The sequence below is a fragment of the Fimbriimonadaceae bacterium genome, from assembly GCA_019638795.1.
Lineage (GTDB): Bacteria > Armatimonadota > Fimbriimonadia > Fimbriimonadales > Fimbriimonadaceae > JAHBTB01.
The window spans coordinates 17973-34335 of record JAHBTB010000008.1 but is presented as its reverse complement, the minus strand read 5'-3'; the positions used below and the strand labels follow the sequence as shown (position 1 = coordinate 34335).

Below are 16363 nucleotides of genomic sequence, written 5' to 3'. Positions count from 1 at the left end.
CGCGATGCCGCAGGACTACTACGCCACACTTGGACTGAAGAAGGGGGCCGACGACAAGGAGATCAAGTCGGCCTACCGACGCTTGGCCCGCAAGTACCACCCCGACTTGAATCCCAACGACCCGGCTGCCGAGGCCAAGTTCAAGGAAGTCGGCGAGGCGTACGAAGTCTTGAGCGACCCCGAAAAGCGCAAAAAGTACGACATGTTCGGCGCCAACTGGGAGCACGGCGGCTTCGGGGGCGGCGGCCCGGGGGGAGGCACCCAATACCGGGCCGGCGACGGGTTCGAGTCGATCTTCGAGCAGTTCTTCGGCGGCATGGGCGTCGAGACGCCGTTTTCCAGCCATCGACCGCGCCAAGTTGCCCCGTCGGACGTCGAGACTCATCTCGACGTGACCCTGGAAGAGGTGGACACGGGCACGACGCGCAAACTGCATTACGAGACCAGGGACGCCTGCGGCCAGTGCCGGGGGTCCGGCACCGTCAAGCTGACGAACGGCCAACCGGGCGACTGCCCCACGTGCCGGGGTTCGGGCACGGTGCGTAACGACCGGAGAGTCGAGGTCAAGGTGCCCGCCGGGATCGCCGACGGCAAAAAGCTGCGCCTGTCCGGGCGGGGTGTGACGGGTAGCAACGGCAAGAGCGGCGACCTTTATGTGGCTGTCCGCGTCCTCGCCCACCCTCGGTTCCGCCGCCGTGACGACGACCTGGAAGTCGATGTTGAAGTGGACTACGTGACCGCCGCGCTTGGCGGTGAGGTGAGGGTGCCGACCTTGACCGGTTCGGGCACGATCCGGGTTCCCGAAGGCACCCAAGCAGGCCAACTGTTCCGACTGAAAGGCAGGGGACTGGCCAAAATGGGCGGCGCGGGCCGCGGCGACCTTATGGCCCGGGCCAAGGTGACCGTGCCCAAGCGACTCGACCCGGCGGAACGAAAACTGTTGGAGCAGATCCGCACCAAGGTGGCGGGACGATGAGCGAGAAACGCCGTCCGGTGTACATGATCGGCGTCGCTGCCGAATTGTGTGGTGTCCACCCCCAGACATTGCGCCAGTACGAGCGCCTCGGCCTTGTCATCCCGGCCCGGGTCGGGGCCAAGAACCGGCTCTACAGCATGGACGACATCGACCGGGTGCGCCGGATCCAGCGCCTGACCCAAGAACTTGGCGTCAACCTGGCCGGAGTCGAGATCATCCTCCGTCTTCTCGACGACATGGACGCCATGCGCACCGAGTTTGAGGACCAGTTCCAGGAGTTTGTCCGCGACGTGGAGGTCAGGATGCAGGCCCATATGGCGAGCAGCAACGCCCCTGTCCGTCCCGACCACACCCTCTTCCCTGTTCCCAAGGTGAGGGCCGTCCGCAAGCCGGACATCTGACGTCGGCGGCCCGTCCCAAGTATCATCGGGGCATGGCACTGGTCAGTCTTGTCGCGGCGCTGGCTCTCACCTCGGCCCGGGCCCCGACCGTCACCAAGAACATCGTATACCGGAAGGTCGCCGGCGTCGAGCTCGCCCTCGACCTCTACCGCCCCGCCGGGGACGCCAAGGTCCCTGTCGTGCTGGTGGTCCACGGCGGCGGATGGACGGGCGGCAAGCGCGAGGAGATGGCCCCCCTGTGTGAGATGATGGCCAACGAAGGCTTGGCCGCCGCCACCCTCACCTACCGCTTGTCTCCTGCGTTCCGATGGCCCGCCCATTTCGAGGACTGCCAGGCGGCCGTCCGCTTCCTGCGGGCCAACGCCGCCAAATACAACCTGTCGACGGAGAAGGCCGGTGCGGCTGGGGCCAGCGCCGGCGGGCACCTGAGCTTGCTCCTCGGCATGCGCGACACGCTGGAGAAAGGGGCCGAGAACGCCGACCAGTCGAGCCGTGTCCAGGCCGTCTTCAACATCTTCGGGCCCGTCGACGTCAGTCAGGATTTCAACAAGGCCATCGCCGACATGCTGTCCAAGCAGGTGATCGGCAAGGCATTCTCCGAGGCGGTCGAAGAGGCCAAGGAGTTCAGTCCGATCACCTACGTCAGCGCGACGTCGGCCCCCGTCTTCACGCTCCACGGCATGGTCGACCCCCTTGTGCCGGTCCGCCAGGCCGACCGTTTGACCGAGGCGTACAGCAAGGTCGGAGTCGAGTGCGTGACGTTTCTGGTGCCTAAACTCGGACACACGATCGACTTAAAGAACCCCTCCTGCGTCCAGGCGGTGAAGGACGGCGTGGCCTTTCTCAAACGGCACTTGACTTCGCCCTAGGGGTTGTCCCGACATAAAAATGGCCACCCGGGGTCGGGTGGCCGATCGCTTAGGCGAGAATGTCCAATCGCTTGGGGGCGAGGAGCCTTTGGCGATGGGTTGGTGTTGGGGTTGGGTTGGGGTAGGAGTTGCGAAACTTGTCGCGGGCCCGCAGGATCGCAGCAGACGTCCTTGACACCGGCGTCACCCGGCGAGGTGCATCCGGGCCTTGCGTCGCGGCCCATTCCATCTGCGTGCGGTCGATGCGGTCCATGCGACACACCAACCGACAAAACTCGTGCCATGTCCGGGCAATGACTGGCAAGTCTGGTTGAACTACCGGGTCAAGCAAGCATCTCGCCGACCATGACCCGTTCCCGCCGACGGGCCGACTCGATCGCCGCGCAGACCATCGCCACGCTTTGGATGTTGTCGTGGCATTCCCCCTGCGGCGTGGGGCCACCGTCCAGTGCGGCCAAGAACTCGGCCAGCGACCCTTCGATCGCTTGCTTGAACCCGGCCGGCTGGGACGAAGGAGAGAGCTTTCGCTGGGGCCGCATGAACCCCTCGTCGCCCTCGGCCACCTCTCCCGCGAATCCCTGGGCACCGTCCCAAGTCGCCGACCCCTTCGCGCCGACGGCGCGCCAATCGCCTTCCCAGCTGGTGTTGCAACCTTCCGCCACCCAACTGCCCCGGTAAGTGAACCGCAGACCACCCTCCATCTCAAAGAGACAAGTCGCGTTGGCGTCGCCCTTCATCCAACTCCACGCCGGGTTGTACTCCTCCGCGTACACGCTGACGGCGTCCGACCCCGACAGGAACCGGGCCTGGTCGAAGGTATGGATCGCCATGTCGGCGACAAGAGGGCTGCCCATCTCGTCGCGGAAGCCGCCAAAGTGGGGGCCCAGATAGAAGTCAACGTTCAAGACACCGAGCGGGCCGACCTGCCGGACAAGCTCACGGTAGGTGACCATGTCCGGGTTGTACCGACGGCTTTGGCTGACCATGTAGAGAAGGCCGGTCTTCTCGCTCGCGGCGACCATGTCTTTGGCGTGGGCCATCGTCAGGGCCATCGGCTTTTCACCGAGTACCGGGCATCCTGCCTCCAAAGCTTGGACAGTGACGTCTCGGTGCGCTTCCGGGACGGTCACGTCGACGACGAAGTCTGGTCTGGTTTCGGCAAGGACTTTGCCCAGGTCGCCGCCGATGTTGAGGTGCTCAAACCCGACTTCCTTGGCCGCGTCTCCGGCGCGGGCGACGTCCAGGTCGACCCAGCCCACGACTTGGACGTCCGGGCACCGGTTGAGGTTGTGGCCCCACGTGCGGCCCATGCTCCCCGCCCCGACGATGACGGCCCGCTTCATCACGCTTTCCACTCCTTGACAAACTGGGCGAGAAGCCTCGCGCCGTAGCCGGTCGGGCCGGGGGCGATCGCGCCGGTCGGCTTGTCGACCTTGCCCATGCCCGCCATGTCGATGTGGCCCCAGCGGGTCTCGGGCTTGACAAACGCGCCGAGGAACGCCGCCGCGCAAGGAGCGTGGGCACCCTTGCCGAGGTTTGAGTTGACGAGGTCGGCCACCTCCGACTTCATTTGGTCCTTGTACTCGGGGTCAAGAGGCAACCTCCACAACCGTTCTCCGGTCGCTTCGCCGGCGTCCTCCAACTGTCGGGCCAAAGCGTCGTCGTTGGCAAAGACTCCGCCGCGGACATTTCCCAAGGCAACCACGACGCCGCCGGTCAGCGTGGCGATGTCGACGACACATGCCGGAGCCAAGAGGTCTTGCGCCCAGCAGAGGCCGTCGGCCAGGACGAGCCGGCCCTCGGCGTCCGTGTTGGTGACCTCGACGGTGGTCCCGTCACGGTAGGTCACGACATCGTCGGGCCTGACCGCGTCGGACCCGACCGAGTTCTCGGCGCAAACAAGAAGCCCGACGACAGGAAACGACGGTTTGACGACGGTCGCCACGGCGTGCATCGCCCCCAGCACGGCGCAACCGCCCGCCTTGTCGCCCTTCATTCCCCGCATGCCCATCCGGTCTTTGATGGAGAGGCCCCCGGTGTCGAAGGTGATCGTCTTGCCAAGGAGGACGACGGGCGCCCCACTGCCGCCTTGCGGAGTGTAGGTGACTTGCACCAGGCAGGGTGGGTTGACGCTGGCTCGGCCGACCGTCTCCAGGCCGACAAGCCCCTCCTTGGCCAACGCGTCACCGGCGACGACCTTAACGTCCAAGCCGAATTGGCCGGCCAGTTTTGTCGCCTGCTCAGCCATCCAGAGTGGCGTGGCCACATTGGGCGGGGTGTTAGCCAGGCTGCGGGCGTAGTTGGCTGAGGCCGCCAGGGCGAACCCAGTCGTGAGCGCACGGTCAAAGGCCTCCTGCAGGCCGCAGACCTTGGTTTCGACGGCGGGGTCCGCCGGTGTGCCCGTCCCCTTGTGCTCGGCGGGGGTCCAGCTGAGCAGGCCCAGCGCCTCGCCGCACACGCGGCCCGCCATATCGGCCGACTCGACGGCGTCAGATTCGATGTGGACAGCCTCTAGCTTGGCCTTGGCGAGCCGCCGTCCAAGGGCGGCGAACGCCTTATGGGCGGACTTGAGCGTGAACGCAGCGGACTTCCCGAGCCCCAAGACGAACACCCGCGGCCCGTTGGCGGGAAAGGCCTCGACGACCTGGCCTGGGTCACCGTCCCATTCGAGGCGTCGCAGGGCTTCGACGACTTCGGGCTCAAAGCCGATGGAAGGACGGGAATCGGCGAACTGGAGGATGACGATGGCGTCGGGTCGGCCTGCCCGGCCGTGGGTGAACGTCGTTGGCACACCACATTTTGACCTTATCCAAGCCGAGGGTCCGCCAACAAAAAGGGCCCCGCGACTGCCGTCTGCGGGGCCAATGGTGTTCCCTCGTTGTCTTCGCTTGTCCTATTCCTGTATGGAGATAATTGCTATGTCCGGATCAATTCCGGGCGGCGTCAGACCGTGGCGAAGACGGAGCGACCTCGACAAAGGCGCTCGCGGGGGCGAGAAGGAAAACGTGTTCACCCAGTTCCTCCCAGGTGCCCTCAGCAGTGTAGTTGACACCACACATAAAATCCTTGATCTTCTCGCGTAACTCCGGCGAAGCTTTTGAAAGGTTGAGCACTTGTTGCTCGCCCCTCTTCAGACCGTCGGCCGCGGCGACGGCGTCTTGGAACTGTTCGATCTGCCTCCGCACCGTGACCACATAACGGTGCATCGTGTGCACGCGGAACGGTGAGTTACCGTTGGGGGTGGTGGGTTCGGCCTCGTCGGTCAGCTCGTCGTCGTGGTGACGGCCCATCCAGTTGGCCAAGCGGGTGAAAATCCCCGGTTTCTCGATCGTCTCTTCCATGATGCGTCGCGTCGTCCTTCCTTAGACTCAGGCCCTGCCCCCGAAGAGCGCCGTGCCGATCCTCACGTGGGTCGATCCCTCTTGGACCGCCGACTCCAGATCGTGGCTCATTCCCATACTCAGCCACTCGCCACCCAACCGGTGGTTCATCTCAGCCAAGTCGCGAAACAAGCGCCTCGTCTCTTCCGGACTTGCCTCCGCCGGGCCGATAGTCATCAACCCACGGAAGCGAACCTGACGATGTTTTGACACACGACGGACCATATCGTCAAGGTCTTCCGAAAAAACACCGGACTTTTGTGGTTCTCGTCCCAGATTGACCTGGACCAATCCGTCCACAACGCGGCTTGCGTGGTCCAATTGTTCCAGCTGGCGATCGTTTTCGAGCGTATGGAGCACATCAAAGGACCCCGCGACAGCCTGGGTCTTGTTTGATTGCAGACGCCCAATGAAGTGCCACCTGGCGTCCGTCGGCACGACGTGGACCTTTGTCTGCGCTTCCTGCCACCTGCTCTCGCCAAAGTCACGGACCCCCAAATCGTAGGCGGCGAGGACCGCCTCGACGCCCACTGTCTTGCTGACCGCGACAAGGGTGACGGACGCCGGGTCGCGGCCGCACACGTCGCATGCCCGCGCGATCCTGTCCTTGACGGCCTTGAGGCGGCCCGCCAATCCGTCCATGCCCGGATTGTGCATGTCGCCAACGGCTAAACTGCCGCCTATGGTCTCACCGTCGCGTGACGAATACGCGAAATGGGCCGGACTCGGCGGCCCCGTCCCAGTCACGCTGGACGTCCTGGCGGACACGACCACGCCCCTCGGCGCCTACTGGAAGATTTCGCACGACGAGAAGTACTCCTTCTTCCTGGAAAGCGTCACCGGTGGCGAACAGATCGCCCGCTACTCCTTCATGGGCGCGAGACCGCGTTCGGTGCTGCGCGCCAAAGACGGCCATGCGACGGTCGTCACCGCCGACGGCCATGTCGCCGTCAACCGTGACGACGTCCAAGACCCCCTGGCCCTGCTCCGCGACCTCCTGCCCCGGGTCGCCGACGAGCTCACCGCCGGGCTACCCAAGTTCTTGGGCGGAGCCGTCGGCATGGTGGCGTACGACTACGTCCGCACCATCGAGAAGCTCGACCGCTCCACCGAAGACGACCTCCACGTGCCCGACGTGGCGATGCTCGTCACCGACACGGTGGTCGCCTTCGACCACGCCAAAAACCTCTATCGGATCATCGCCCTGGCCGACGGCACTCCAGACGGCTATGACCGTGCCGTGGCCGAAGTGGAGCGACTTCGTAGCCGCCTCCTCGGCCCGTTGCCCAAGCTGCCGAGCGGGCAGTTCCCCGTGCACACCGTCGAAGCCAATGTCACCCAAGAAGAGTTCGAGGCCAACGTCACGCGGATCATCGCTTACATCGGGGCCGGTGACGGCCTGCAGATGTTGCCGAGCGTCCGGTTCAAGACCCAACTTGACGCCCACCCCCTGACCCTGTACCGGGCCTTGCGGTCGCTCAACCCTTCCCCCTACATGTTCACGTTCCGCATGGGGGACTTCGACATCGTCGGCGCCTCGCCCGAACTCCTCGTCGGTCTGGAAGGCCGGACCGCCCGGGTCCGACCGATCGCGGGGACACGGTGGCGCGGTGCCAGCCAAGAGGAAGACAACAAGCTGGCCGAAGAACTCCTGTCCGACGAGAAGGAACGGGCGGAACACGTCATGCTCATCGACCTTGGCCGTAACGATCTCGGCAGGGTCTGCGACTTTGGTACGGTCGTCGTCGACGACATGATGGTCGTCGAACGGTATAGCCACGTCATGCACATTGTCAGCCAAGTCCACGGTCGTTTGCGTGACGGGCTTGACGCCGTGGATTTGTTACGCTCGGCGTTCCCTGCAGGCACCGTGACCGGCGCACCTAAGGTGCGGGCCATGCAGATTATCGAAGAGCTGGAGCGGACCCGCCGCGGACTCTACGGGGGGGCCGTCGGCTACTTCAGCCAGAACGGTGACCTAGACACGGCCATCGCGCTCAGGACGGTGCTGGTCAAGGACGGGACTGCCTATGTCCAGGCGGGGGCGGGGATCGTCTGGGACTCCAAGCCCGACTACGAATGGCGGGAATGCCACAACAAGGCCAAAGCATGCCTGCGTGCCATCGAGTCGGCCCAGGCTGGCCTCTAGGGTTCAACTTCATGCTATCCATTGAATAGAGAGAATCAATAAGGAAGTGGAACTGTGTCCGGCAAACCTGTTCAAAAACGCATCGTCGCCATGGTAGGATGAGACATATTATCGAGCGGCCATGCCACGACAATCGCCTAAGTGGCTTGTCCGTCCGACGACGGGTGGCCCTGCCTAGTTTGGCCAAACGGACGGATCAACAGGGATGAACGCTCGGAACGACAAGCCTGGCCGCGTGACATTGCGCGACGTCGCCGCCTTGGCCGGGGTGTCTGTCCAAACCGCCAGCCACGTCATGGCCGGCAACATGACCGTCCGCCTTCCGGAGTCCACCAGGGAGCGGGTGAGGGCGGCGGCGGCGACCCTCCACTACCGTCCCAACCGCCACGCCGTGGCGATCCGCCGCGGAAAGACCGACGTCATCGGCATCTGGATGCCGATCAACCGTCCCATCATCACCTACCTGCGCATGCTACAAGCGGTCAGCGAGTGCGCGAACAGTTCCGGCTACGAGCTCATGATCGTCGGGCTCGACCGTTCGGAGGCGGTCCGTCCCAACGGCTCCATTCCCGCCGACTGGCCCGTCGACGGCATCATGACCATCGACTCCGGCAAAGCCGCCGAACGCTACCGCTCCGACGGGTCGACGCTCTCCACACCGATCTGTGTGCTGGGCCTTGAGCAGGTCGCGAACGGCGACCGCGTGTGCTGGGACCTGCGCTCGTCCGTCGAACAGTCGGTCAAGACGATGATCGAGCGAGGCAGGACGCGTGTCGTGCACGTCACGCCCCGCTGGATCATGGACGGGTTCCCCCGTGAACAACGACGCCTGGCCTATACGACCGCGATGGAGGAGGCCGGACTTGAACCTCGCTTCATCCCGTGCGACGACGAAGCGAGCCCCGGTGCCCATGAAGCGGTCGCCCGGTGGCTTGCCGAGGGCAACACGGCGGACGGATTCTTCGGGTTCACCGACACCTGCGCCGTCGGCGCGGCCAAGGCGACCCTGAAAGCAGGGCTCCGTATCCCCGAGGACATCGCTGTCTGGGGGGTCGGCGACTACCCCACCGCCATGGACTTCAATGTGCCGATCTCCACGATCTCCGCACCGATCACACCGATCATCCAGCACGCGTGGCAGTTCTTGATCGAGCGGATCGAAGGCAAGGCTCCCGACGAGAACCGCCTGCACATGTTCCCCATGAGCTTTGTCGAACGGGATTCGACCCTCGTCTGAGGGCCAGTCTCAGCGGCTCCGCCCGGGCAACTCGCCCGACTCGATCCGATCCAGAATCGCCTTGCTCCCGGCTGTGACCAGCCGGTAAACCGTCTCGTATTCGGACGGAGGCCCGTAGTAGGGGTCAGGGACGTCGGCCGGCACCTCGGCCGGCGACCAGTCATGGAGGAGGGTGACCTTTTCGGGGTCGGCTCCTGGCCAAGCGAGGAGCTCCGCCCGGTGGCCACGGTCCATCGCGACGATGTGGTCGAAGTCCTCGAAGTCTTGAGACCGGACTTGTCGCGCCACCCCCGGGGGCGTCACCCCATGGTCGGCAAGGGTCTTGAGGGTCAGACGGTGGGGGCGTTCGCCGATGTGGTACGCGGCAACCCCGGCCCCGTCCACCACAACGTCCATCCCGCGGGCGGCAGCCAGGTGGCGACAGACCGCCTCGGCCATCGGGCTCCGGCAAATGTTTCCCGTGCAGACAAACAGGACACTGACCGGTCTCGCCATCCGCCCATTATGGCGGGCCCGGCGAGCCCGGGACGGCCCTCAGCAAGTCGACAGGAACTGGGCCCCGGCGAGGAGCCCGGCCATCTCGCCCGCCTCGTCGGTGTTGAAGTTCTCGTCCTCAAGTTCGATGCTGACAAAGCCGCCGTATCCGGCGTCGCGCAGGATCTCAAAGCCACGCACCCACCGGAAGCATCCGTGACCCGGGATGGTGTAGCGCCACGACATGTTGCCGAAGCCGTGCGGCCGGCCAAAGGTGGGGGGTTGCTCGTGGCCGTACTCATACAGTCCTTCCGCGATCAACTCCGTGTCTTTGCCGTGGACGTGTTTGACCCGGGGGGCAAACTCTTCCAGGAACCGCGTCGCGTCAATCCCCATCCGGATCAGGTGCGAGGGGTCGAAGTTCACCGCCATCGCCGGGCTGGGGACTTCCTGGAACAAGCGCCGGTACCCTTCGGGAGTGCACGCCAGGGCGCCTGGCCCCGGCCAGCCTTCCACCACAACAGCCGCGCCATGTCGCTCCAGGTGAGGGGCGAGCATCTGCATGCCCCTCACCATGTGGGCGAAGTTCTCGGGACGAGGTTTGTCGGGGTCTTCGGGCAGCATGACAATAAAGAAGCACTTGACCCCATGGGCCGCGCACGCGGCGACGTGGGCGGCGTTCTCCTCGACGGCGGCGGCTTGCTTGCCTTGGTCCTCGCTCAGGAGGGCTTGCCACGCCTTGAGGTCGGCAGAGCCGACCTTCAGCCCGGCCGCCACGACGGCAGCGACTTGGCCGGCGTCCGCCCCCAGGTCGACACAGGCCATGCCATGACTGGTCGCCCAGCCGGTCAGCGCGGCCAAATCCTGTTGCCAAGGGCTCCAGCCACGTCGGAACCCAATGGGAAAGCCGCCCGTCCGTGTCGAAAACATCGTCCTGATTCTAGACCGGTCTAGTCGCTGCTTTCTTCCGTGGGCTGATCTTGGTGGCCACCCAAGAGACCACCTAACATTTCACCGACCGGTCCGGGGATCTTGTCGGCGAAGCCTTCGAGCATGTTGGTCACGCCCTCCAGCCCGCCAGGGATCATGTTCATGATCCCCTCCGGACCGTGCTCGCCCACCAGGTTTTCGACATTAGGGACATGCTGTTTCACCATGTCGAGGGCACCCTGCACCTGCTCCTCGCTCATCCCCTTCGATTTCAAGAACTCGATGATCTGTTCCATACGCTGTTGAGCATACAACCTGGCCGTGGCCTGTGTTCTCGTCTTGACGCCAATGTCCTGACCACCGCCGACTGCACCGGTCATCGGGAGTGAGTCCGTTCAACATGGTATATTCAGATGTTTGAGGAGCGGCCCGACGGCCCGACTGTCCCCCTTATGTCTTCCCCCAGCCCCCAGGTCGAGGCCTACGTCAAGTTGGTCCGTACGGCCGAGGCGTTGCACGCCCAAGTCAGCCGAGGCCTTGTCGCCGAGAACCTGACGGCGAGCCAATTTAGCGCACTCAAGGCGCTGAGGTTCAACGGCGTCATGCCTCAAAAGGCCATTGCCTCGTACCTGCTGAAGACGGCCGGAAACGTCACCCTGGTCCTTGACAATCTGGAAAAGCGCGGACTGATCACACGCAAGCGCCAGACCGACGACCGCCGCGTCGTGGACGTCGACCTCACCCCGTCGGGTCGCGACACCTTTGACCGCGTCTACCCGGCCCACATCGCCCGGATCGAAGCGGCCATGTCGGCCCTGGACCCTGAAGCCACCACTTGTCTATGCGACCTTCTCCGGCAGTTGCACCCGACGATCAACGACCCAGCGTGCGGCCCGGGTGACGCGGAATCGTCCACAAGTCTCGCCGGCTGAGCGGTACTAGTCCACGTCGACGGCGCACCGGAACCCGATTGTCGCGCTCCGGTCCATCTCAGGCCAGAAGTGGATGAGCTTCACGCTCCGTTGCGGCGCCATCGGCCCCGTCTCCACGTACCAGTCCGAACCGACCGCCCGCCAAGCACACCCGCCTTTCAGGAACGAGAAAGTGGTGCGGCCGTCCTCGTGCTCGCTCTCCGTCCAGTTCCACACCTGGCCATGGGGCAACCGATGCTCCAGGACCCCGACTTGCCATTCGTCTTCGGTCGGCAACCGCCAACCCTTCCAGGCCGCATAGGCCCGGGCGTCGGCGAGGCTGACGCCCACAATGGCGCCGGAAGGGTCGGCCCCCGGAGCCGGATTCGGTCGGCCGGTGGCGGCACAAAAGGCGTCGTATTCGCGGTTGGTGACTTCCCGCTCCGCTAGGGCGAACCGGCGGAGCCGCACATGCCGCACCACCGGCTTGTCCGAGTGCAGGCCAGGATAAGCGACGTCGGCAAACCTCCCCGGCTCATAGTCGCCGCATTCGCGAACACGGACGACCGACTCGAGGTCACGACCGCCGCCCGCGACAAGGACAAACCCTGGCGGCGCTTGGGGGACCGGCCGCGACTCGGGGGCCGGGACACGCGAAGGCAACCGCTCCACCCGGCGGGGCACGAACGTCGCCCGGGCGTGGCGTTCGGCCTGTGACGCCAAGAACCGTCGGAAATCCTCGTCGACCAGGCGCGACGGGACCGACGCCAGGCAGCCGACCCAGCGCGGTGCCAAGGCGAGGTGTCCATGGTCGACCTCTTCACCACGGACCAGGTCGAACAGTCGGCGGGCCCCGTCGCTGGCGACGTGCTCGACAATGCCGTCCACCGGCTTGTCACTACGGTTGACCGCCGTCCACAGGCTGATACCGTCCAGTTCCCAGCGGGACGCATAAAAGCCTTCGCCGTGGGTCTCCACCAGCGGCGTCCATTTGCCCCGGCTCAGGTGCTTCCAATAGCGCTTTTGAATCTCCCGCACGGACCGGAGGACAGATTTGTCGCGTTCGCTCCACCCGTTCCAGGTGCCGAAGACGTTCTCCCAAACCAGTTGGCCGGTCCCGTTCATCCAAGCCATCTGGGTCTCGCCCGTATGGTCGCGGTCCCACCGGCGGACCGTGTGCATCATGTGCCTCGGCTCGAACCACTTGTTTCGCATGACTCCGGGGGCCTCGCTGTCGCCGAACCACTGCGCCCAGCTCGCGTGGTGGTCTTTGATGGCGGTGACAGGCAGGTCGAGTTCGCTCTCCAGCACGACGCCCGGCTTGGCCCGGTCCAGCGCCGGTCTCAGGGTCCGGCCTCCGTCGCGGAGCGTGTCGAGGAACACCCCGTCGAACCCGAACTCTTCGACCATGTCGACAAGCACGGCCTCGTCGGGCTTACCTTCGCGTCTGGTGCCCGTGTCCCACGGGTTGTAGGCCAGGACCGTCTTGATCCCGCGTCGGTGGATCCGGTCGACCACCTGGGCCAGACCCGGCACGCCGCGGTAGTGGTCGAACTGGTTGCGCTGGTCCACCCCAATGCGCGGGTAGGCCTGCCACAAGACCAGGGCGTCGATGCCGCCAAAGTCCCGGTCCATCCGGTCGAGCCATGCTTCTACCTTGAACTCGCTTCGGGCCGGATCGACCCACTCCCGGTCGAAGAGCATCACCTTCGCGACGCAGAACGCCCGTTGCACCCATTCGTAGGCGGGGTCGTCATAGGGCTTCCCGTCATAGCCTTGGGCTCGACGGGCTTCGTCGCGCCAGCGGTGCAGGTCTTGCCGCCACTGCGGCCACATGGCGGGGTCGGCAGGTGCCGGTATCAGGGGCGGTTGGTCCGGATTGATTGACCGATGCTACCGCCGGGGCAGCTAGCTTGGCTCCAAGGCAAGCTGGGAAGACTGATAAAAAGACCCGGCGGTTTGCGGCCGCCGGGGGAGAGGGGATTGCTCACTTGCTCTTGCGTCGCCTGTAGGCGCTCGTCATTTTTGATGAAAAACTGTCGTGTTTGGTACCTGTTCCCCGCATATCCGGCAGAATCGCCTGCGATAGGCGGATTAAACCATAACGATATTGCAGATTTCTGGACAGGTGGGCATTTGGTCGGTCAAGATTGTGTCAGATCGGTCGGGGCCCACCGCGTTTGCCAGACCGGGGGCCAGACGGCCACAATGGGGGCGTGCTCACATTCGTCGCCGCCCTCGCCCTCTCCGACGCCATCTTCGACGGCAAGACCCTCAAAGGCTGGGAAGTCGTGGGCGGCGGAAAGTGGACGGTTGAAAAGGGTGTCCTGCGCGGCACCTGTGCCGCGGCCGACGAACAGGGCGTGCTCGTCTACGAGAAGCCGGTCAAGGACTTCAAAGCCCACCTGGAGTTCAAGATCTCGGGGGGCAACAGTGGGTTCTACTTCCGGACCGAGCGTATCGAAGGGCAACCGCTGGTCAAGGGCATGCAGGCCGAGATCGACGCCATCGAAGACGTCGGCGGCATCTGGGAGACCGCGGGGCGGGGCTGGGTGAGCAAGCCCGACGCCACCCTCCACGCCAAGACCAAGTTCAAGCCTGGCGAATGGACGCGGATGGACGTCAGCGCCGTGGGCGACCACTACACGGTCAAGCTGAACGGCGTGACGACGGTCGACATCCGCGACCCTCAGGGGCGGAAAGAGGGCCGGGTCGCCCTACAACTGCACGGCGGAATGGATATGACCGTCGAGTTCCGCGACATGCACCTGACCTCCCTGTAGTCGGCCCCCGACCCTTCATTCATAGGCGCGGAGCCCTTCACGGCACAAGGCCTCGGTCTGGGCCACGGCCGCCTCTCGCTCCGGCCCCTTGGCGTGCTCCAGGGCCAAAAAGGTGTCGCGGTACGTAAAGTCAAACTCGTGGGCGATCACTCCCGCAATGAGGCAGAGGGTCTCGGCGGCGTGGTAGGCGTTCTTACTGGGTTGGCGCACCTGTTTCCAAATGGCTTGGACCACCGCCTTGCTCGGGTGGTCGATGCTACACCGTTGGGCCACAGTCAATCCCGAGAACGGTTCGACATGAGGCCAGGCGTAGGCGAGCACAGCGTCCCACTCCGCCTGGGTCGGGGCCGGGCCGTAGTCGTGGGCCCGAAGGCGAGTCTCGGGGTCCGGAGACTGCCGCACCCTCAGGATCGCTTCGACCGCCTTCGGCGTCCCCAGCCTTTCCAGGGCCTCTAGGTCACGCCAATCCTGGCCGGCCCGCGGGACGAGCACCGCCTCGCAGTCTCGGCGGTCTTGGTCGTCAAACTCGGCGATCGCGTCCAGGTCGTAGCCGGTCCCGTCGTGCCACTTTTCGTAGTCCATGACCATGCTGTCACGGAACCGCTTGAATGCCGCGCTCACGTCGGAAAGTATCCCTTAGAAGCCGGCCGCCCCACCGTCCTTCCGATGGTCGGACCCCGCCTCGTAGAAACCGTCCCGCCGCAAGACGACCTGGGCCCCACCGAACGCCTGGTTGGCGTTTCCGGGATGCACGACCACGTCATGGCCCAACCCGCGCAGTCCCGCGACGGTCGTCGGAGCCATCGCTTCCTCAACCGCCAAAGTGCCGTCGTCCATGACCTGCCACCGAGGGGCGTCGCTCGCCGACTGCGGTGCCTGTCCGTGGGCCAAGATGCGGAGGGCCAATTGGACATGCCCTTGCGCCTGCATCGGCCCGCCCATCATGCCGAAGGCCATCACGGGCTCCCCGCCACGGGTGGCGAACGCGGGGATGATGGTGTGGAACGGACGCTTGCGGGGCCCCACCGAGTTCGGGTGGCCCGGCACCGCCCGGAACCCATGGCCCCGGTTCTGGAGACTGATGCCTGTCCCCGGCACGACGACCCCGGAGCCGAAGCCCATGTAGTTCGACTGGATGAAGCTCACCATCATGCCCGAGGCGTCCGCGGCGGCGAGAAGCACGGTGCCCCCGGGGCCGGGGGTGCCGTGCTCGAACCTCCCCGCCCGAGAACGGTCCACGAGTCTGGCCCGGTCACGGAGATACGCCTTGTCCAGGAGGTCCTCTGTCGCCACGGTCATGTGGTCGCGGTCAGCGACGTGGTGGTGCAGGTCGGCGAAGGCCAGCTTCATCGCCTCGACCTGGAGGTGCGTGCCCTCGGGGCTGTCGGGGTCGAGGTCCTTTAGGTCGGCGAAGGTGTCCAGTATGCCAAGGGCGACCAGGGCGGACACACCCTGCCCGTTCGGAGGGATCTCGTGGATGTCGTGCCCGCAGAAACGGCCCGTGACCGTCCCGACCCAGTCCGCCCGGTGCGAAGCCAGGTCGTCACGCGACATGACGCCGCCGCACCGGTCGGAGAACGCGACGATCTTCTCAGCGAGGCTGCCTTCATAGAAGGCCGCCCCGCCCGTCACCGCGATCTGTTCCAGAGTCTCGGCCATGGCAGGAAGGCAGAAGACCGAGCCGACCGCCGGTGCGGCCCCGCCGGGCATGAACGCTTCGGCAAAGCCTGGTTCGCCTGACAAGACCTCGGCCCCGCGGGCCCAACTGGCCCCGATGACCGGCGAGACGGCAAAGCCGTCCCGGGCGTAGCCCACCGCCGGCTCGAAGAGCTGCTCGAAAGGTAGCTTGCCGAACCGCTTGGAGACCTCGACCCAAGCGGAGACCGCGCCCGGGACGGTGACGGCGTCCCAACCCCGCACCGGCATGGTCTCGCGACCGGCGAACCGGTCCGCCGTCCAACCGGCGGGTGACCGTCCCGAGGCGTTCAGGCCGTGCACCGCCTTGCCGTCCCACAGGACCGCGAAGGCGTCGCTGCCGATGCCGTTGGACGTCGGTTCGACCACGGTGAGGGCGATGGCCGTCGCCACCGCTGCGTCGGCCGCGTTCCCGCCCCGCGCCAGCATACGCAGCCCGGCCTGGGCCGCCAAGGGCTGAGACGTCGCGACGACGTTACGCGCATACACCGGACGCCGGTAGGTCGGGTATTCGTGGTCCACCCCGCCAGTTTGCCGCAACTCCCCCGGCTAACTGCC

17 protein-coding genes are annotated in these 16363 nt (G+C 65.4%); 7 read left to right on the top strand and 10 right to left on the bottom strand.

The window, feature by feature from the left end; genetic code table 11:
• The first annotated feature begins 4 nt into the window (after positions 1–4).
• Genes KF857_10195 through KF857_10185 form a run of 3 tightly spaced genes read left to right on the top strand, consistent with a single transcriptional unit; the run spans position 5 to position 2246 of the window.
• On the top strand, positions 5–976 hold the full coding sequence (locus tag KF857_10195) for a J domain-containing protein (GenBank protein ID MBX3112366.1): 972 nt from the start codon (positions 5–7) through the stop codon (positions 974–976).
• The gene (locus KF857_10190) at positions 973–1377 is read left to right on the top strand and encodes a helix-turn-helix transcriptional regulator (protein MBX3112365.1); all 405 of its coding nucleotides are present in this window, start codon (positions 973–975) and stop codon (positions 1375–1377) included. The genes KF857_10195 and KF857_10190 overlap by 4 nt, the downstream gene beginning before the upstream one ends.
• Before the next feature lie 32 nt (positions 1378–1409).
• The gene (locus KF857_10185; protein ID MBX3112364.1) at positions 1410–2246 is read left to right on the top strand and encodes an alpha/beta hydrolase; all 837 of its coding nucleotides are present in this window, start codon (positions 1410–1412) and stop codon (positions 2244–2246) included.
• A gap of 323 nt (positions 2247–2569) precedes the next feature.
• Here the strand turns inward: KF857_10185 and KF857_10180 are convergent, their stop codons facing one another.
• The 4 genes from KF857_10180 to KF857_10165 all read right to left on the bottom strand — a co-directional run bounded on the left by KF857_10180 (position 2570) and on the right by KF857_10165 (position 6268).
• Complete coding sequence (locus KF857_10180; protein MBX3112363.1) at positions 2570–3589, bottom strand: Gfo/Idh/MocA family oxidoreductase; 1020 nt, start codon at positions 3587–3589, stop codon at positions 2570–2572.
• On the bottom strand, positions 3589–5037 hold the full coding sequence (locus KF857_10175) for a leucyl aminopeptidase family protein (protein MBX3112362.1): 1449 nt from the start codon (positions 5035–5037) through the stop codon (positions 3589–3591). Before KF857_10175 ends, KF857_10180 begins: the two co-directional genes overlap by 1 nt.
• A 136-nt stretch (positions 5038–5173) precedes the next feature.
• Positions 5174–5587, bottom strand: coding sequence for a cell division protein SepF (locus tag KF857_10170; protein ID MBX3112361.1), 414 nt, complete (start codon positions 5585–5587; stop codon positions 5174–5176).
• A 27-nt stretch (positions 5588–5614) separates the two neighbouring features.
• The gene (locus tag KF857_10165) at positions 5615–6268 is read right to left on the bottom strand and encodes a YggS family pyridoxal phosphate-dependent enzyme (protein MBX3112360.1); all 654 of its coding nucleotides are present in this window, start codon (positions 6266–6268) and stop codon (positions 5615–5617) included.
• 40 nt (positions 6269–6308) lie between these two features.
• Between KF857_10165 and trpE the strand changes: the two genes are divergently transcribed.
• Positions 6309–7775 carry an anthranilate synthase component I gene (gene trpE, locus KF857_10160; protein ID MBX3112359.1) on the top strand — a complete coding sequence of 489 codons (1467 nt, stop codon included), beginning with the start codon at positions 6309–6311 and terminating at the stop codon, positions 7773–7775.
• A 205-nt stretch (positions 7776–7980) separates the two neighbouring features.
• Positions 7981–9012, top strand: coding sequence for a LacI family DNA-binding transcriptional regulator (locus KF857_10155; GenBank protein MBX3112358.1), 1032 nt, complete (start codon positions 7981–7983; stop codon positions 9010–9012).
• 9 nt (positions 9013–9021) lie between these two features.
• On the opposite strand, the gene KF857_10150 is transcribed toward KF857_10155, so the two are convergent.
• Genes KF857_10150 through KF857_10140 form a run of 3 tightly spaced genes read right to left on the bottom strand, consistent with a single transcriptional unit; the run spans position 9022 to position 10712 of the window.
• Positions 9022–9507, bottom strand: coding sequence for a low molecular weight phosphotyrosine protein phosphatase (locus KF857_10150; GenBank protein ID MBX3112357.1), 486 nt, complete (start codon positions 9505–9507; stop codon positions 9022–9024).
• Positions 9508–9546: 39 nt separating this feature from the next.
• Positions 9547–10416, bottom strand: coding sequence for a sugar phosphate isomerase/epimerase (locus KF857_10145; protein ID MBX3112356.1), 870 nt, complete (start codon positions 10414–10416; stop codon positions 9547–9549).
• Between the two features lie 20 nt (positions 10417–10436).
• Positions 10437–10712 carry a hypothetical protein gene (locus tag KF857_10140; protein ID MBX3112355.1) on the bottom strand — a complete coding sequence of 92 codons (276 nt, stop codon included), beginning with the start codon at positions 10710–10712 and terminating at the stop codon, positions 10437–10439.
• Positions 10713–10829: 117 nt separating this feature from the next.
• Between KF857_10140 and KF857_10135 the strand changes: the two genes are divergently transcribed.
• Entirely contained in the window at positions 10830–11348 is a 519-nt protein-coding gene (locus KF857_10135; protein MBX3112354.1) for a MarR family transcriptional regulator, read from the top strand.
• Positions 11349–11354: 6 nt separating this feature from the next.
• Here the strand turns inward: KF857_10135 and KF857_10130 are convergent, their stop codons facing one another.
• Positions 11355–13163 carry an SUMF1/EgtB/PvdO family nonheme iron enzyme gene (locus tag KF857_10130; protein ID MBX3112353.1) on the bottom strand — a complete coding sequence of 603 codons (1809 nt, stop codon included), beginning with the start codon at positions 13161–13163 and terminating at the stop codon, positions 11355–11357.
• A 380-nt stretch (positions 13164–13543) separates the two neighbouring features.
• Between KF857_10130 and KF857_10125 the strand changes: the two genes are divergently transcribed.
• Positions 13544–14110: a DUF1080 domain-containing protein gene (locus tag KF857_10125; GenBank protein ID MBX3112352.1), complete on the top strand. Its 567-nt coding sequence runs from the start codon at positions 13544–13546 to the stop codon at positions 14108–14110.
• Between the two features lie 15 nt (positions 14111–14125).
• Here the strand turns inward: KF857_10125 and KF857_10120 are convergent, their stop codons facing one another.
• Together KF857_10120 and KF857_10115 are read right to left on the bottom strand one after the other, a co-directional pair.
• A complete protein-coding gene (locus KF857_10120; protein ID MBX3112351.1) occupies positions 14126–14731 on the bottom strand; it encodes a hypothetical protein in 606 nt (201 codons plus the stop codon).
• Between the two features lie 15 nt (positions 14732–14746).
• Positions 14747–16234 carry a gamma-glutamyltransferase family protein gene (locus KF857_10115; protein ID MBX3112350.1) on the bottom strand — a complete coding sequence of 496 codons (1488 nt, stop codon included), beginning with the start codon at positions 16232–16234 and terminating at the stop codon, positions 14747–14749.
• Between the last annotated feature and the right edge of the window lie 129 nt (positions 16235–16363).

What these genes read in the sequence shown, in the direction of transcription:
- KF857_10195 (MBX3112366.1), top strand. Translation starts at nt 5, where the DNA reads ATGCCGCAGGACTACTACGCCACACTTGGACTGAAGAAGGGGGCCGAC.
- KF857_10190 (MBX3112365.1), top strand. Translation starts at nt 973, where the DNA reads ATGAGCGAGAAACGCCGTCCGGTGTACATGATCGGCGTCGCTGCCGAA.
- KF857_10185 (MBX3112364.1), top strand. Translation starts at nt 1,410, where the DNA reads ATGGCACTGGTCAGTCTTGTCGCGGCGCTGGCTCTCACCTCGGCCCGG.
- KF857_10180 (MBX3112363.1), bottom strand. Translation starts at nt 3,589, where the DNA reads ATGAAGCGGGCCGTCATCGTCGGGGCGGGGAGCATGGGCCGCACGTGG.
- KF857_10170 (MBX3112361.1), bottom strand. Translation starts at nt 5,587, where the DNA reads ATGGAAGAGACGATCGAGAAACCGGGGATTTTCACCCGCTTGGCCAAC.
- KF857_10165 (MBX3112360.1), bottom strand. Translation starts at nt 6,268, where the DNA reads ATGGACGGATTGGCGGGCCGCCTCAAGGCCGTCAAGGACAGGATCGCG.
- trpE (MBX3112359.1), top strand. Translation starts at nt 6,309, where the DNA reads ATGGTCTCACCGTCGCGTGACGAATACGCGAAATGGGCCGGACTCGGC.
- KF857_10155 (MBX3112358.1), top strand. Translation starts at nt 7,981, where the DNA reads ATGAACGCTCGGAACGACAAGCCTGGCCGCGTGACATTGCGCGACGTC.
- KF857_10150 (MBX3112357.1), bottom strand. Translation starts at nt 9,507, where the DNA reads ATGGCGAGACCGGTCAGTGTCCTGTTTGTCTGCACGGGAAACATTTGC.
- KF857_10145 (MBX3112356.1), bottom strand. Translation starts at nt 10,416, where the DNA reads ATGTTTTCGACACGGACGGGCGGCTTTCCCATTGGGTTCCGACGTGGC.
- KF857_10140 (MBX3112355.1), bottom strand. Translation starts at nt 10,712, where the DNA reads ATGGAACAGATCATCGAGTTCTTGAAATCGAAGGGGATGAGCGAGGAG.
- KF857_10135 (MBX3112354.1), top strand. Translation starts at nt 10,830, where the DNA reads ATGTTTGAGGAGCGGCCCGACGGCCCGACTGTCCCCCTTATGTCTTCC.
- KF857_10130 (MBX3112353.1), bottom strand. Translation starts at nt 13,163, where the DNA reads ATGTGGCCGCAGTGGCGGCAAGACCTGCACCGCTGGCGCGACGAAGCC.
- KF857_10115 (MBX3112350.1), bottom strand. Translation starts at nt 16,234, where the DNA reads ATGCTGGCGCGGGGCGGGAACGCGGCCGACGCAGCGGTGGCGACGGCC.